This is a genomic window from endosymbiont of Galathealinum brachiosum (assembly GCA_003349885.1).
Lineage (GTDB): Bacteria > Pseudomonadota > Gammaproteobacteria > SZUA-229 > SZUA-229 > SZUA-229.
Genome location: QFXC01000008.1, coordinates 15,498 through 30,522, shown reverse-complemented (window position 1 = coordinate 30,522; position 15,025 = coordinate 15,498). Strand labels below are relative to the sequence as shown.

Sequence of the window (15,025 nt, the reverse complement as noted above, 5' to 3'; positions counted from 1 at the left end):
AGATCTTTTAAGAGAGACCTCTAAAATCTATTTATTTTGTAACAAATCACCAAGGTGACTTTCGATACATTGAGGCACTGATTTTTCTGCTTCTAAAATAGCAACATTTATTGCATTACCAAAAGCATATTCATCCGCTCCACCATGACTTTTAATGATAATTTGCTTTAAACCTAACAAACTCGCACCATTATATCGTCTATGATCAACTCGCTGTTTAAACGACTTCAGAACAGGCATGGCGATTAAGCCAATAACTTTGGTAAGCAAATTACGCTTAAACTCCTGCTTCATGAAGTGACCTATCATCTTAGCAACACCTTCGGCACTTTTAAGTGATACATTACCCACAAACCCGTCACAGACTACCACATCCACCGAACCGTTATAAATATCGTCACCTTCTACAAAGCCAATGTAATTAAGGTCACTATTCTGTAATAAAGGTTCTGCAGCTTTAACCTGAGCATTACCTTTCATAGATTCAGCACCAACATTTAATAAACCCACACGTGGGTTTTCTACATTGTCTACAGCAGATGCCGTCACTGAACCCATTACAGCAAACTGAAACAGACTTTCGGCACTGGAATCAACATTCGCACCCAGGTCAAGCATATGAGTATGACCTTTCGTATTAGGCAGGGTTGTCATAATAGCGGGACGATCAATTCCGGGCAGTGTTTTGTATACAAATTTAGCCGTCGCCATCAAAGCGCCTGTATTACCAGCACTTACAGCAGCATTCGCCTTACCTTCATTGACAAGGTTAATGGCAACTCGCATTGATGAATCTTTCTTTTTTCTAAGCGCAAGAGCAGGTGCTTCAGCCATTCCAACCAGTTCTGAGGCATGATGGATCATCAACCGATCAGATGTCTGTAAATTAAGTCTGGATAATTCAGCTTTAATCTTGTCTTCGAGACCGACAAGGATGAGCTTAACGTCCTGACGCTGTTTGAGTATTCGACCAGCAGCTGCAACAGTTACTTCCGGGCCGATATCACCACCCATGGCATCAATAGCAATAATTGGGGATTCAGGCATAAAGTCTCTAATTAGTAAGATATATATTCGTCATTAGCGAATTAGCTAAAACGATGCATAGTTGTTATGCGCTAGTTAATATGTGAAAACCGACTCGAACGCTCGATTCTACATGCGTGTTTAAAATAACACGACTTAAGCACGTTACCCGGTAACTGTTTACCGGGTAACGAACAACAACTACTACTTAGCTTTCACTAGTAGCAGGTGCAATTTTACGACCTTTAAAATAGCCATCAGGACTTACATGATGACGCAGGTGAGTTTCACCTGTAGTTTGCTCAACTGATAACGCAGCAGTTGTTAGTGCATCATGAGAACGACGCATACCACGTCGAGAAGGTGTTTTACGGCTCTTTTGTACTGCCATTTCAATCTCCAAAAATTAGTAGTAATAATTACCACATAAATCAATAACTTAAATAGTTTTCTTAAAGTAGATCCTTGAGTACGGAAAATGGATTTTCCTTCTCTTCAGGTTTTTCTACTTCATCCTGTTGCTCTAACACCTGTTTTTGCAGGTAATCAGAGCAATCGAATTCGTGCATAGCCACTAAAGGCAATGCTAATAACAACTCTTCTTCCAGCATATCGGGCAAGTGGTTGTTATCCGTTTCAATCAGATAGGGCTCCATATCTTCAGGTAGCTTTTCTATCTGTTCTTCTTTTTGAACCATACCCAGTTTGAAATGTAAATCCACCGGGTGTGCCATTGACTGCATGCAGCGCTGACACTTGAGCTCTAACTGTGCAGTAATATGACCAACAATAAATGGTACCGGACCAATTCGATCAAACTTAAGTTCAACCGTCAGATCCCCATCATTAGACAACAAAGACTCAGAAAGCCTCTTTAGCTGCTTAATAGGCAATTTTCCCTGAATTTCGAAACCAATTTTGGCTTTTTGAGCGAAGTTCAGATGGACAGGTAGTGTCTGGTTCATAATAATCGCGCGATTCTATCTATAAATCGCCCTGCTGTCAAAGAAATTCCCTTTATTTTCAAGCATTTCCGATTATTTTACAAATCTAGTTTATTGATAAGCCTCAATTGATTAAATCACAATCAAATTACAAGTTGTATTAAGTATGTATGAGTAGAGGTGTAATAATTAAATACTTCATTATCGGTGTCGCATAACCGGGCACGGAGTCAATTTTTACTCTGCCCCCCTGCCTATACGGCCCAAATATCATAAAAGAGTGTAAAATATCAACTTAAGTAAAGATACTCACTGCAAGAACTATAATCATAGTTTTAGACAGGGTATTATGCCGTCTTTTTAACAAAGCCATAAATCATCATGAAACTCGTTTTAGCCTCAAGCTCCCCTTTCCGTAAAGCATTGCTGGAGAAATTACACCTGCAATTTGACACTGATTCACCAGATATTGATGAAACGCCTCTAAAAGATGAATCGATTGAAGCTATGGTTAAACGCTTATCTGAAGGTAAAGCTAAAGCACTAAGCTCTAAATTTCCAGAAGCGCTTATAATTGGATCAGACCAGAGCGCTGCGCTAAACGGCAAAGTGTTACACAAACCAGGTTCATATGAAGTTGCTTTTCAGCAGTTAAAAGAAGCATCTGGTCAAACTATTACCTTCTATACCGGTTTATGTTTATTCAATAGCAAAACAGGTCATTCAGAAACTATCTGTGATCCATTTATTGTTAAATTTCGTCAATTAACAGATAGTGAAATTGACAACTATCTAAAACGTGAAGAGCCCTATAATTGCGCAGGAAGCTTTAAATCTGAAGCACTTGGCATAAGTCTGTTTGAAAGCATGCGTGGCGATGACCCAAATACATTAATTGGATTACCCCTGATTCAGCTTTGTAGAATGTTAAAAGATAATGGCCAGGAAGTTATTTAAAAGTACTCCCCCTGTCTGTGAACCTCAGATAATATTTAAATTTAGACCTGCTACACTTATATATACTTCTAGTAACCGATAATAATAAAAATAAATTTTAAATGAGCTCACAACACCCTTTCTGGCAAAACCTGTTTCGACACAAACAAGATCGTACATCTGAAGTAACCGATATGTGGATGTCGACTCCGCTTTTTAACAAAATAACTAAACGTGAATGTCGTGAACTGGTTAAAACCATGCATCCTCGACATTATAAAAAAGGTGAACTGGTATTTAATAGCGGAGATATTGGAGCCAGTATTGTCCTAATTAGAAGTGGCGGCATAGAAATCAAAGCTGTGGACAAGTTACTAGCTGAATTAATCTCAGGTGATTTCTTTGGTGAAATTGCGCTGATCATAGATGAACCTCGAACCGCTGATGCAATTGCAGCAGAAGATTCCGAACTTATCTTCTTTTTGCGCTCAGACCTTGAAGAATGGGTTAAGCGATCACCAAAAAGCGGCGCACAATTTATGCTGAATATTGCAACCGTATTAGCTGCAAGGTTACGTCATACTAATATATTACTCTCCCTACAAAACAATTAGATCAAATGATACAAACACTTACACAACATCCATTAAGTAGAACTCTGTTTGTATTTAGCTTGATTTGCAGTGTTATCGCAATACTGGCAATTTTATTAGCATCTCTAATTTTACCAATCATTATTTCATTTACACTCTATGCTTTACTCGAACCTATCTCAGAAATTTTTGAACGGCATGGCTTATCACGCAATGCAGCATCACTCAGTGTATTATTAATTCTGGTAGCCATCGGTGGCATATGTTTTTCTTTAATATTACCTAATTTAACAGCACAACTGTCATCACTACAATCTCAACTACCTGTTGTATGGCAAACCATAACAACCATGGGCAATGATTTTAGTCAGCATATCATTTCATCTTTAGGTCTTGAAATGCAATCAAGTGGATTGACTGAGCATTTTTTTAATCAGGCAAATGATCTGGGTAAAACGGCTATAGTTGAAGGCTCAAATATGCTGATCAGTTTTTCTGTTTTATTAATACTTGTTCCTATTTTTACTTTTTTTCTAATACGCGACTTTAGAAACTTCAGAAATAACTTACTGGATAAGCTGCCTAACTCAAGTTTTGAACTTGGCTGGTTAATATATTACAGAGTTGCTCACCAACTACAGGAATATATACGTGGCATCATGATTCAGTCAGGCATCATGAGTGTTGTAACGACAATAGGATTTTATATTATAGGTCTTGACTCACCGTTTTTACTTGGCCTGGTTGCTGGTGTACTCAACCTTATACCTTATGTCGGTCCTTTACTTGCGATGGTTCTACCCACACTACTCGCTTTAGGTCATGTGCCATTCGAACCATGGCTACTTGGCGCAGCCATATCCGTTATACTGATTGCTCAGATAATTGATAATGTAATTGTTATTCCAGCCGTAATCGCAAATGCAGTAAACCTGCACCCGTTAGTTGTTATTGTGGGTATTATAATATTTGGAAATTTATTTGGTTTTATTGGAATGGTTGTGGCTATTCCTGTTATCTCAACAATGAACATTATTTATTGCGGACTTTATCAGGGTATAAAAACACGTTACGATTTAAAACTGAAAGCTAAACCTGCTTAATAAATTAAAAAATTCACGATTACTTTTTACGCGTAATTTTCATAATACCGGTCTCATTTTCGACTTTCATTCTATTTAGGAAAGTCATACCCAGCAAAACCTCTTGAGGATAATCTCCATCAATCACCATTCCCTGAACATTACGCTCAAGCAACTTACCTAATCGAACTGATTTAAGCGTAACCAACCAGCCTTTAGCTATACCTGAAGCCGTATTTGCTCTTGTTTCAGATCCTTCAATACGATATTGAATACCGAGTTTACGTGCCTGTTTAGCACTCATAGCTACACTAGTTGCACCTGTATCTATTAGAAACTTTACCGATTGCCCATTAATGGTACCAAAACTTTTGAACATACCGTATTTATTAAGCACTATTCTTTCTGTTATTAGTTCTCGTTGTTTAAAGCTAGTGCTAACAGTTGTACCCATTTGATAAAACTTTTTAACACCATCAACATCAAGCTCTGCTATTTTAGACGTTGCAGATATTAGTTTTACACCCTGTGACTGATCGCCAGTTTTTAATGTTACACGGCTATCATCAATCAATAATACGACCATACCGGGCATTAATGCCTGTACTTCAATCTTATCTGCGGCTAAAACAGAAAAGCTTAAAAGAAAAACACACATTAAATAAATGAATTTAGTTATTTTCATACTTATTAACATCAGCTAATAGAAATAATAATATGCAAACATAATAATGAAAAAAATCCGGCTAGAACATCATCAAGCATAATACCAAGTCCACCGTGCAGATTTTTATCTAACCACGATATAGGCCAGGGTTTTAAGATATCAAAAAATCGAAAAAGCACAAAACCAACGACAATCCATAACCAGTCAAATGGCACTGCAATCATAGTAATAAAATATCCAGCAATTTCATCAATCACAATTCCTGAATGATCATGAACACCAAGGGCTTTACTTGTGTAATCACAAATAAATACACCTAACACTGTTACGATAACGGTAAGTGCCAGATACAACCATAAATCAAACTGGCTAATCACTAGATACAAAGGAATTGCTGCAAGCGTTCCAAATGTACCTGGCGCTTTTGGCATTAAACCTGAACCAAAACCTACAGCAACAAGATGCACCGGGTTTTTCATATATGAAAACGGAATCTTTATATTATTTTTCATTAAAAATGATTATATCCAGTTTGTTCAAAATCTAATTTCTGATTATTTAACTTACAGATAATTTCAGTATTTTCGGAAATCTCACCTATACAACTAACAGTGACATTATTTTCTTTCATGATTTTTTGCATCTCAAAAGACTGACTTTTCGGGCAGGTAAAACATAACTCATAATCATCACCCGCAGTAAGCACACTATGCCAGTCCGGTTTATCCTGATAATAATTTAATAAAGCGTCAGAAACAGGTATTTTATCAATATTTAACACCGCCCCCACATTACTAGCTTTACATATATGACTCAAATCAGCCAATAAACCATCTGAGATATCAATAGCAGAAGCTGAAAATGTCTTTAACTGGTTTCCTGCGTCAAATCTTGGTTGTGGTCGATTTAATTTTTTTTCACAATATGATATCTGCTGATTCGTAAGTCGATTATTAAAATTATCATTTAAAATCGATTTAAGCCCTAAGTGGGCATCACCTATATCTCCTGTTACGAAAATAAAATCACCAGGACTGGCATTACTTCTTTTTAGTGCTTTATCTGGATCTACAAAGCCAGTGACATTTATCGTTACACTTAACGGGCCCTGTGTTGTATCTCCACCAATTAAAGCAACATTAAACTTTTCAGCAAGTTCATTAAAACCTGATATAAAGTTTTTTAACCAGACTTTATTTGCTTCAGGTAAACTTATTGCAAGACTCACCCATGCAGGCTCTGCACCCATTGCAGCTAAATCACTTAAATTAACTGCAAGGGATTTATAACCGATATCTTCCGCACTTGCTGATTCTGGAAAGTGCACACCACTTATTAATGTATCAGTGGAAACAGCTAATTTTTTATTATCAGGTGGTGAAAGTATTGCACAGTCATCACCTATACCTAATAAAACATCAGCACGATTAACTGTAGTGGATTTAAAAAAATGATTGATAAGATCAAATTCAGACACTACACAAATCCGTTATACTTCTGCTCGCATATGAGGGAACAAAATAACATCACGTATTGATGGTGAATCAGTTAACAACATAACCAACCTGTCAATACCAATACCCTCACCTGCTGTTGGAGGTAAGCCGTGTTCTAATGCACGAATGTAATCTGCATCAAAATGCATCGCTTCATTATCACCCGCATCTTTTTCAGCCACCTGCTGTTTAAAACGCTCAGCCTGATCTTCTGCATCATTTAATTCCGAGAAGCCATTTGCAATCTCTCGACCACCTACGAAAAACTCAAAACGATCTGTAATAAAATGATTATCATCATTTCTACGTGCAAGTGGTGAAACTTCAGTTGGGTATTCAGTAATAAACGTTGGATCCATTAAACGGTGTTCAACTGTTTTTTCAAATATCTCAATTTGAACCTTGCCCAGACCATAAATATCTTTTAATGGTATTTCGAGATTTTCAGCCACTTTACGAGCCGATTCCATATTGTCAATATCTGATGCTTTGAGCTCGGGATTATACTTTAGAATAGAATCAAAAACTGAGAGACGTGTAAACTTACTACCGAAGTCATACACATCACCCTGATACTCTATCTTCGCTTTACCTACTACATCTTTTGCCAGACCATGTAATAACGCTTCAGTTATATCCATCAGATCGTTGTAATCAGCATACGACTGATAAAATTCAAGCATGGTAAATTCAGGATTATGTCGCGTCGAAACACCTTCGTTTCTAAAGTTTCTGTTAATTTCAAAAACTTTCTCAAAGCCACCAACCACTAAACGCTTTAAATATAATTCAGGCGCAATCCGCATAAACATAGGCATATCAAGCGCATTATGATGTGTCTCAAATGGTCTTGCCGTCGCACCACCAGGAATACCTTGTAACATGGGTGTCTCTACATCCATATAACCTCGATCTTCAAAGAATCGACGTATGTAAGTTACAATTTTTGAACGCATATGAAAAGTATCACGCACTTCCTGATTCATAATTAAATCAACATAACGCTGACGATAACGGGTTTCCTGATCTGACAGACCATGAAATTTTTCAGGTAGAGGGCGCAATGATTTTGTTAACAACTGTATGTTAGTTAACTTAACAGAAAGCTCGTCTGTTTTTGTTTTAAACAATACACCTTCAGCGCCAATAATATCGCCGATATCCCATTTCTTAAAACCTTCGTTATAGAGTCCTTCAGGTAAAGAGTCACGCTGTAAGAACAACTGAATTCGTCCAGACATATCCTGTAACTGGGCAAAACTGGCTTTACCCATAATACGTTTTGCCATCATACGGCCAGCAACTTTAACGTTTATATTTAACGCTTCAAGTTCTTCTTTAGTTTTACCGTCATATTCAGCATGTAATTCTGCGGCTAAATTATCACGACGAAAATCATTAGGAAACGCGTTACCATTTTCACGCATTTCTGTTAATTTTTCACGACGCTGAGCAATTAACTTGTTTTCGTCTTGTTGTGTTTCTTCGGTTTTATTTTCGTCAGTCATAATATTTAATATTTTCTGTTAATTGTTATAGCGTAAAATTTATAAGCCAGATTTTAAACTTGCTTCTATAAACATATCAATTCCACCATCAAGTACAGCCTGTGTATTTCCGGTTTCAACGTTTGTGCGTAAATCCTTTATTCTTGAAGAATCAAGAACGTAAGAACGAATCTGACTACCCCAGCCTATATCAGATTTATTATCTTCTATAGCCTGTTGATCACCACTACGAATCTGCAACTCACGCTCATATAATTTTGCTTTAAGCTGTTTCATCGCACTGGCTTTATTTTTATGTTGTGATCGGTCATTCTGACATTGTACAACGACATTGGTCGGTAAATGCGTGATACGAACAGCTGATTCAGTTTTATTAATGTGCTGACCTCCCGCACCTGATGCACGATAGACATCGATACGTAAATCAGCCGGATTAATATCTATTTCAATATCATCATCCACCTCAGGTGATACAAATACCGCAGCAAAAGAAGTATGACGGCGACTACCTGAATCAAATGGTGATTTTCTAACTAACCGATGTACACCGGTTTCCGTACGTAACCAGCCATATGCATAATCACCCTGAAAACTGATAGTAGCACCTTTTATTCCCGCCACATCACCTGCTGTCACTTCTATTAATTCTGTTTTAAAACCATGAGCTTCACCCCAGCGTAAATACATACGTAAAATCATTTCTGCCCAGTCCTGAGCCTCAGTACCACCTGAGCCTGACTGAATATCGAGAAAAGCATTTGCATGATCCATTTCACCTGAAAACATACGCCTGAACTCAAGCTTTTCTATGTCTTTTTCCATTTGAGCAAGGTCTTGTGAGACAGACTCAATACTGTCTTCATCATTCTCTTCGACCGACATTTCCAGAAGTTCAGCGGCATCAGACAGACCATTATCAAGATTAACAATAGTAAGTACGATTGCTTCTAGTCTTGAGCGATCTTTACCTAAGGACTGAGCACGTTCCTGATCATTCCAGACATCAGGTTGCTCTAATTCACGATTTACTTCGTCTAGCTCTTCTTTACGGGTATCAAAGTCAAAGATACCCCCTGAGATCATCTGTACGAGCAGATAGATCAGTAATCATGTTTTGTATCGGGTTTATTTCTAGCATAAATCGAATTTATTTTTAGCTGGTATGAAAGCGCGGTATATTACCTTATATTGACTTTTTCATCCATAGACGGATGCTCAACCAGTCATTTTATTGATCTGCTTTTTTCCTGGCTACATCATTACGCAAATATACCGGCAATGCCTCAGCTGCCTTTACCGCCAGACCCTGATTAAATGCCTCTACAGCAAGTTTAGTGATGCTAGATGCTCTGGGTAAATAATCAGCATAAGTATCATTTATTTGATCACCCAGCGTCTCATTTAACTCGCGGGAGTAACTCTTCCACGCACTACCCGCTCCACAACATTTGTGCGATACATCTACAGGTAATTTAATGTTTTGTGCCGGGGACACTTTTTCATCACCCGTTAATGCCATTAAAGCATTTTCGCCTAACTGGTAATTCCCCCAGTATATCTCTCCCATTCTTGCGTCTATTCCTGAGAGCACTGCTTTATAACCATGATTGTCGTAAGCAAGTTGTGCTAAAGCAGCTAGAGTAGAAACGGGTAAAACGGGAAGATCACTGGCGAAAGCGAGCCCTTGAATAACACCCGTTGAAATTCGCACACCTGTAAATGACCCGGGCCCTCGGCCAAAAGCCAGGGCATCCAGATCTGTCAGTTTAAGCTCTGCCTGCTCTAATAAGGACTCAACCATTTTAAGGATGAGTTTGGTGTGATCCCTGGGAGCCAGCTGATATTCTTCAGTAATGACCCCATCAATATAAAGCGCGGCTGAGCAGGCTTCTGTTGCAGTATCAATTGCCAGAATTTTCATAATTTATTTAATATCTCTTAATACGCATTAATTGGAATGAAATATATTTACCAGTCACTTATTAAAGGCTCAATAACAATTAACTATCATCCCATGATTGATAAAATGCCTGAACATCTTCTAATCGATTACTACGTGGCATATCAGGTAAACTTTCAATAAACACTTTTCCGTAACGTTTAGTTTTAAGACGGTTATCACCAATCATAAGAACACCATAATCTTTCATATCTCTAATTAATCGTCCCGCACCCTGCTTAAGGGAAATCACAGCCTGAGGTAACTGATAATCCATAAAGGGGTTGCCACCCTGCTTACGAATACCTTCTAACCTCGCCTGCATGACAGGATCACCGGGGGATGCAAAAGGTAATTTATCTATAATAACGCAAGACAATGCCTCACCTCTAACATCAACACCTTCCCAGAAACTACTCGTACCAAGTAAAATAGCATTGCCCAGCTCTCTAAATTTTTCGAGTAACTGGTGCTTGGGTAAACTACCCTGAATTAAAATTGGGTAATCTACTTTTCTTTCTAATAGTTTAGCGGCTTCATTAAGTGCACGGTAACTGGTGAACAATAAAAATGCGCGTCCCTTACTAGCCTGTAATACCGGTATTGCCTTTTGTATTAATTTTTCTGTGTAATCGAAATTCGAAGGTTCAGGTAAATCTTCAGGTAAAAACAGTAATGATTGTTGCTGATAATCAAAGGGACTATTCCAGTTACCTTGCTCATATGAATCAAGCCCTAAACGCTGAGCAAAGTGATCAAAATCATGACCAACTTCCAGTGTTGCAGAAGTAAAAATCCAGCTACCGGGTAAAGCATCTCGTTGTTGTTTAAATAATGCAGCTATATCGATAGGAGTAGAATGTAAAACAAAACCTTTGCTGTATGTTTCGTACCAGAAAATTGATGTAATTTCATCAGATGCTTCTTCGCCATAAGCATTAAATGCCTGAAAAATTTCCAGACATCGAACAGCGCACTGCTCCAGGCCTTTTCCTCTATCTGCTACATCCTGAAGAATATCCGTTAGATTCTGAAAATCACTTAAAAGGTTTTCTTTGGCTTTTTGCAGAGCAGGTTTATACCTTATTTTAGCCCAGCTATCGCGTTGATTATCTGTTCCGAAAGCAAGCCGGAACTGAGCCATTTTCGTTTTTAATTCATCACAGGCATCACGAATTTCTGTTACTTCAGGTGCGTCTTTTACCTGTTCAGCTATACAGTCACTAATCAAATTATTTATCTGTCTGCTACTTGATCCTTTTCCAAAAAAACGAGAAGCAACTTCTGGTAACTGATGCGCTTCATCTATAATAAAAGTTTCAGCCGCAGGTAATAATTCACCAAAGCCTTCTTCTTTTATTGCCATATCAGCCAATAAAAGATGATGGTTAACAACCACTACGTCTGCTTCCTGAGCATCTTTTCGTGCTTTAACTACAAAACACTCTGAATAATCAGTACATTCGCCCCCCAGACAATTATCAGGAGTCGATGTGACAATAGGCCAGACTCTGGCATCCTCAGAAATCTCTGACATTTCTGCCAGATCACCACTATAAGTTAATTTAGACCATTGTCGAATTCTTGATAAATGATCCTGTGTTTCACGCGTTAGAAATGCCTGCTGGTGCGCAATATTGAGACGATATTTACACAGATAATTTGAACGTCCTTTTAATAAAGAACAGGGTAAATCTATTTTTAAGGCTTTTTTTACCAGCGGAATATCTGTATGAAATAACTGATCCTGCAAATGTCTTGTGCCAGTAGAAATAATTACTTTACGATTCGAAATAATTGCCGGAACCAGGTAAGCAAATGTTTTACCTATACCCGTACCCGCTTCCGCAATGAGCACTTTCTTTTTATCAATAACCTTTTCAATCGCAGAGCTTAAAGCCTGCTGTCCAGAACGAGCAGTAAAACCATCAAGCAGCTCTGCAAACACACCCTGCTCACTTAATAGATCAGAAGACTTACTCACCAGATTGCTCCTGAATTATGTTATTTGATTGTTGAATGATAATTTGATTATTAAAGTCTTTTAACCGTATATTATTTTTAATAACGCTATTAGATCGTTTAGCATGTTGCTTCGCCTGTTCATAATCACCCTGTTTTAAATAAACCTGCGCCATACGAGACCAGACTTCGGCATAACGAGGATTAATACGAATCGCTCTTTCAAGGGTCACTAATGCACCTGACAAATCATTTTTTGTATATTGCACATCGGACTGCGACAGTAATGATTTAATCACTTCTGGCAAATTGCTACTATCAGATACTGGCAAAATACTATTAACTGATTTCACATTCGTTGACACCGGACTGCAACCGGGCAAGCACATCAATGCTGACTGAAATAATACAAACAGTAAAATAGACTTTAATTGAAGAAACGTTTGATTTGCTCGATAAATCCGGCTGATTTGCATTCGGCTTTCTCTGTAGGCTCTGACCCTTGAATAAAGGGCAATTCTACCGCACCCAGACAATTTTTATTAGATAAACCACCACTTATCCCATCAATCCATTGATTATTAATACCTTCAGGCGGACTTAGAGTCAGGCTTTGTGTATCCAGATGACTGAACAGGTCAGCCCAGATTCTAAGCGCTCCAGATGAACCTGTTAACCCAGTACTACCATTATCATCTCGACCTATCCAGACAACAGCTAATTTATCATCAGAAAAACCGGCGAACCAGCTATCACGCAAATCATCTGTTGTGCCTGTTTTACCAGCCACAGATGGCTGTAATGTATTTGCAAGAGACTTTGCTGTTCCTGATTGAGTAACTTCATGAAGAGCATGATTAACCAGAAAAACAGCTCGCTCATCTATTGCTTTTTTCGATTTTAATGGATAACGTTTTAAAGGCAATGCATCTTTATTCAACACCTCACGTATGACTTTTAATGGAACATTAAATCCATTTGCAGCATATGTCTGATACATATTAGCCACTTCAAAAGGTGACAAACTAAACGCACCCAATGTCATAGACGGATAAGCAGGAATTTTTCTATTAACACCCAGATTATGTAATGTATCAGATATATCTGACAACCCCACATCCAGACCCAGACGTACTGTTGGTACATTTCGTGATTTTATAAGTGCATCTATTAACAAAATATCACCGGTGAATTTCTTATCGTAATTCTGCGGTGACCATATTTTATCTTTAGACGTTTTTATGTGTAATGGACTGTCATCGAGTGAACTTGCCAGAGTATACTTTTCCGGTTGTTGCAAAGCTGTTAAATAAATAGCCGGTTTAATTAATGAACCGATTTGACGTACAGCATCTAAAGACCGGTTAAAACCGGGATAGTCAGGCTTTCTATCTGAAACCATTGCCTGAACTTCACCCTGCTGGCTTGAAGCTACAATCAGGGACGTCTGTAAATTTGAAACCGATTTGTTATCTTTTTCTAACTGTTTGATTACACGACTTACACTCGATTCAGCCTTAGCCTGTATCAGCGGATCAATACTGGTAAATATTTTCAAACCAGATGATTTTAAATCACTATCATCATAATCACGTTTTAACTGACGCTTAACAAGATCAATTAATGCAGGAAACTTATTAGCTGAAAAACGTGGTTTATTGGCAAGGTCTAAATTTAAGGCAACGTATTTATTTAATTGAGCCTGACTTAATGCCCCCTGCTCAAGCATTAACTTTAAAACCTGATTACGCCTTTCTTTGGCTCTTTTCTCATGTCTCCTTGGTGCATACCATGAAGGCCCCTTTACAAGCCCTACCAGCATAGCCATTTGATCACGTCTTAATTTTTTTAATGAACTCGCAAAATAATACTGGCTAGCCAGTTCAAAACCGTGAATCTGTTGTGCACCATTCTGCCCTAGGTACACCTCATTTATATAAGTTTCTAAAATCACAGATTTGTCATAATTAATTTCTAACAATAAAGCCATTAAGGCTTCATTAATTTTTCTTGTTAGTGTTCGCTCAGGTGATAGAAAAAGATTTTTAACCAATTGCTGTGTCAGTGTGCTTCCACCCTGCACTGTTCCTCCAGCCATAATATTAGCCAGCATCGCCCTTATGATTGAACGCGGATCCAGCCCCCAATGCTGGTAAAAACGCCTGTCTTCGACAGCTAATAAAGCAAGTACAAGATCGTCAGGAACCTCATCCAGTTTAATTAACTGTCGATCCTGTTTGGTAGAAGGATATATACCTGCAATTCTGACTGGTTCCATTCTAAAAAGAGCCAGACTTTCATCTGAGTAAAGTTTATGTAAAGCACTTATCTGATCGTTATAAATGCTTAATCTAATTCCCTGAGATTTTTGTAAACCATCCCAGTATGCAAAATCACGACTAATTAATTCAAAGTGAGAATTATTTAAAATGCGATACTGACCTTCCTTTGTAGGTCGATTACTAACCTGTATATAACCTGTTTGCTTTAATTCTGTTTTGAATTGTTTGATAGATATAGATTTACCCTGATATAACTCTAAAGGGCGAGCATATACATGGGAAGGCAACGACCAGATACGGCCAGACATTTTATCTGTAATTTTAATATTCAGATATACAAGATAACTTGCAAAGGCAAGCAGCAGAATTATAAAAAAAGAAACTGAATACCTGTTTGAAACTAACTTTAATATTCCTGTTCTTTTCTGGGGTTTCTTTGATTTTTTCTTTTTAGGGCTATTTTTACGTACTGATTGTTTCTTTTTTGACATAGGAGAGTGTCTTGAAAGGACTTTTTAGATAAAAGCACATAATACAGGTAATTTAATATGAGTAACATATTCTAAATGAGTGATATTAAAACTTGTTAT

Annotated in this window: 15 protein-coding genes; 3 read left to right on the top strand and 12 right to left on the bottom strand. The window is 37.8% G+C overall.

The annotated features are described in order from the left end of the window. Positions 1-27: 27 nt before the first annotated feature. From DIZ80_06190 to DIZ80_06180, 3 genes are all read right to left on the bottom strand, one after another. On the bottom strand, positions 28-1,047 hold the full coding sequence (locus DIZ80_06190; protein RDH83728.1) for a phosphate acyltransferase PlsX: 1,020 nt from the start codon (positions 1,045-1,047) through the stop codon (positions 28-30). A 187-nt stretch (positions 1,048-1,234) separates the two neighbouring features. After that, positions 1,235-1,417: a 50S ribosomal protein L32 gene (locus DIZ80_06185; GenBank protein ID RDH83727.1), complete on the bottom strand. Its 183-nt coding sequence runs from the start codon at positions 1,415-1,417 to the stop codon at positions 1,235-1,237. A 61-nt stretch (positions 1,418-1,478) separates the two neighbouring features. Further along, a complete protein-coding gene (locus tag DIZ80_06180; GenBank protein ID RDH83726.1) occupies positions 1,479-1,991 on the bottom strand; it encodes a metal-binding protein in 513 nt (170 codons plus the stop codon). 360 nt (positions 1,992-2,351) lie between these two features. Here DIZ80_06180 and DIZ80_06175 point away from each other — a divergent pair, with 360 nt between their 5' ends. The 3 genes from DIZ80_06175 to DIZ80_06165 all read left to right on the top strand — a co-directional run bounded on the left by DIZ80_06175 (position 2,352) and on the right by DIZ80_06165 (position 4,602). Further along, on the top strand, positions 2,352-2,927 hold the full coding sequence (locus tag DIZ80_06175; GenBank protein ID RDH83725.1) for a septum formation inhibitor Maf: 576 nt from the start codon (positions 2,352-2,354) through the stop codon (positions 2,925-2,927). A gap of 101 nt (positions 2,928-3,028) precedes the next feature. Further along, positions 3,029-3,520: a cyclic nucleotide-binding domain-containing protein gene (locus DIZ80_06170; protein RDH83724.1), complete on the top strand. Its 492-nt coding sequence runs from the start codon at positions 3,029-3,031 to the stop codon at positions 3,518-3,520. Positions 3,521-3,525: 5 nt separating this feature from the next. Then, the gene (locus DIZ80_06165; protein ID RDH83723.1) at positions 3,526-4,602 is read left to right on the top strand and encodes a hypothetical protein; all 1,077 of its coding nucleotides are present in this window, start codon (positions 3,526-3,528) and stop codon (positions 4,600-4,602) included. 19 nt (positions 4,603-4,621) lie between these two features. Here the strand turns inward: DIZ80_06165 and DIZ80_06160 are convergent, their stop codons facing one another. The 9 genes from DIZ80_06160 to mrcB all read right to left on the bottom strand — a co-directional run bounded on the left by DIZ80_06160 (position 4,622) and on the right by mrcB (position 14,926). Continuing rightward, positions 4,622-5,278 (bottom strand): TIGR02281 family clan AA aspartic protease, encoded by a 657-nt coding sequence (locus DIZ80_06160; protein ID RDH83722.1) that lies wholly within the window; start codon positions 5,276-5,278, stop codon positions 4,622-4,624. Continuing rightward, the gene (locus tag DIZ80_06155) at positions 5,278-5,760 is read right to left on the bottom strand and encodes a phosphatidylglycerophosphatase A (GenBank protein ID RDH83721.1); all 483 of its coding nucleotides are present in this window, start codon (positions 5,758-5,760) and stop codon (positions 5,278-5,280) included. Before DIZ80_06155 ends, DIZ80_06160 begins: the two co-directional genes overlap by 1 nt. Continuing rightward, a complete protein-coding gene (gene thiL, locus DIZ80_06150) occupies positions 5,760-6,725 on the bottom strand; it encodes a thiamine-phosphate kinase (GenBank protein RDH83720.1) in 966 nt (321 codons plus the stop codon). Before thiL ends, DIZ80_06155 begins: the two co-directional genes overlap by 1 nt. Before the next feature lie 12 nt (positions 6,726-6,737). Then, a complete protein-coding gene (lysS, locus tag DIZ80_06145) occupies positions 6,738-8,252 on the bottom strand; it encodes a lysine--tRNA ligase (protein ID RDH83719.1) in 1,515 nt (504 codons plus the stop codon). A gap of 39 nt (positions 8,253-8,291) precedes the next feature. After that, a protein-coding gene (gene prfB / locus DIZ80_06140; protein RDH83718.1) for a peptide chain release factor 2 occupies positions 8,292-9,390 on the bottom strand; the annotation gives its coding sequence in 2 pieces (ribosomal slippage) (positions 8,292-9,314 and positions 9,316-9,390; 1,098 coding nt in all). A gap of 90 nt (positions 9,391-9,480) precedes the next feature. Next, entirely contained in the window at positions 9,481-10,173 is a 693-nt protein-coding gene (gene tsaB, locus DIZ80_06135; GenBank protein RDH83717.1) for a tRNA (adenosine(37)-N6)-threonylcarbamoyltransferase complex dimerization subunit type 1 TsaB, read from the bottom strand. Between the two features lie 79 nt (positions 10,174-10,252). Continuing rightward, the gene (locus tag DIZ80_06130; protein ID RDH83716.1) at positions 10,253-12,178 is read right to left on the bottom strand and encodes a helicase; all 1,926 of its coding nucleotides are present in this window, start codon (positions 12,176-12,178) and stop codon (positions 10,253-10,255) included. Then, a complete protein-coding gene (locus DIZ80_06125; protein ID RDH83715.1) occupies positions 12,168-12,629 on the bottom strand; it encodes a hypothetical protein in 462 nt (153 codons plus the stop codon). The genes DIZ80_06130 and DIZ80_06125 overlap by 11 nt, the downstream gene beginning before the upstream one ends. Next, positions 12,581-14,926 carry a penicillin-binding protein 1B gene (mrcB, locus tag DIZ80_06120; protein ID RDH83714.1) on the bottom strand — a complete coding sequence of 782 codons (2,346 nt, stop codon included), beginning with the start codon at positions 14,924-14,926 and terminating at the stop codon, positions 12,581-12,583. The genes DIZ80_06125 and mrcB overlap by 49 nt, the downstream gene beginning before the upstream one ends. Positions 14,927-15,025 lie beyond the last annotated feature (99 nt).

Coding starts and splice junctions, on each gene's coding strand:
- DIZ80_06125 (RDH83715.1), bottom strand. CDS start 12,629: ATGCAAATCAGCCGGATTTATCGAGCAAATCAAACGTTTCTTCAATTA.
- DIZ80_06175 (RDH83725.1), top strand. CDS start 2,352: ATGAAACTCGTTTTAGCCTCAAGCTCCCCTTTCCGTAAAGCATTGCTG.
- tsaB (RDH83717.1), bottom strand. CDS start 10,173: ATGAAAATTCTGGCAATTGATACTGCAACAGAAGCCTGCTCAGCCGCG.
- DIZ80_06155 (RDH83721.1), bottom strand. CDS start 5,760: ATGAAAAATAATATAAAGATTCCGTTTTCATATATGAAAAACCCGGTG.
- DIZ80_06160 (RDH83722.1), bottom strand. CDS start 5,278: ATGTTAATAAGTATGAAAATAACTAAATTCATTTATTTAATGTGTGTT.
- lysS (RDH83719.1), bottom strand. CDS start 8,252: ATGACTGACGAAAATAAAACCGAAGAAACACAACAAGACGAAAACAAG.
- DIZ80_06170 (RDH83724.1), top strand. CDS start 3,029: ATGAGCTCACAACACCCTTTCTGGCAAAACCTGTTTCGACACAAACAA.
- mrcB (RDH83714.1), bottom strand. CDS start 14,926: ATGTCAAAAAAGAAACAATCAGTACGTAAAAATAGCCCTAAAAAGAAA.
- DIZ80_06165 (RDH83723.1), top strand. CDS start 3,526: ATGATACAAACACTTACACAACATCCATTAAGTAGAACTCTGTTTGTA.
- DIZ80_06180 (RDH83726.1), bottom strand. CDS start 1,991: ATGAACCAGACACTACCTGTCCATCTGAACTTCGCTCAAAAAGCCAAA.
- DIZ80_06190 (RDH83728.1), bottom strand. CDS start 1,047: ATGCCTGAATCCCCAATTATTGCTATTGATGCCATGGGTGGTGATATC.
- DIZ80_06185 (RDH83727.1), bottom strand. CDS start 1,417: ATGGCAGTACAAAAGAGCCGTAAAACACCTTCTCGACGTGGTATGCGT.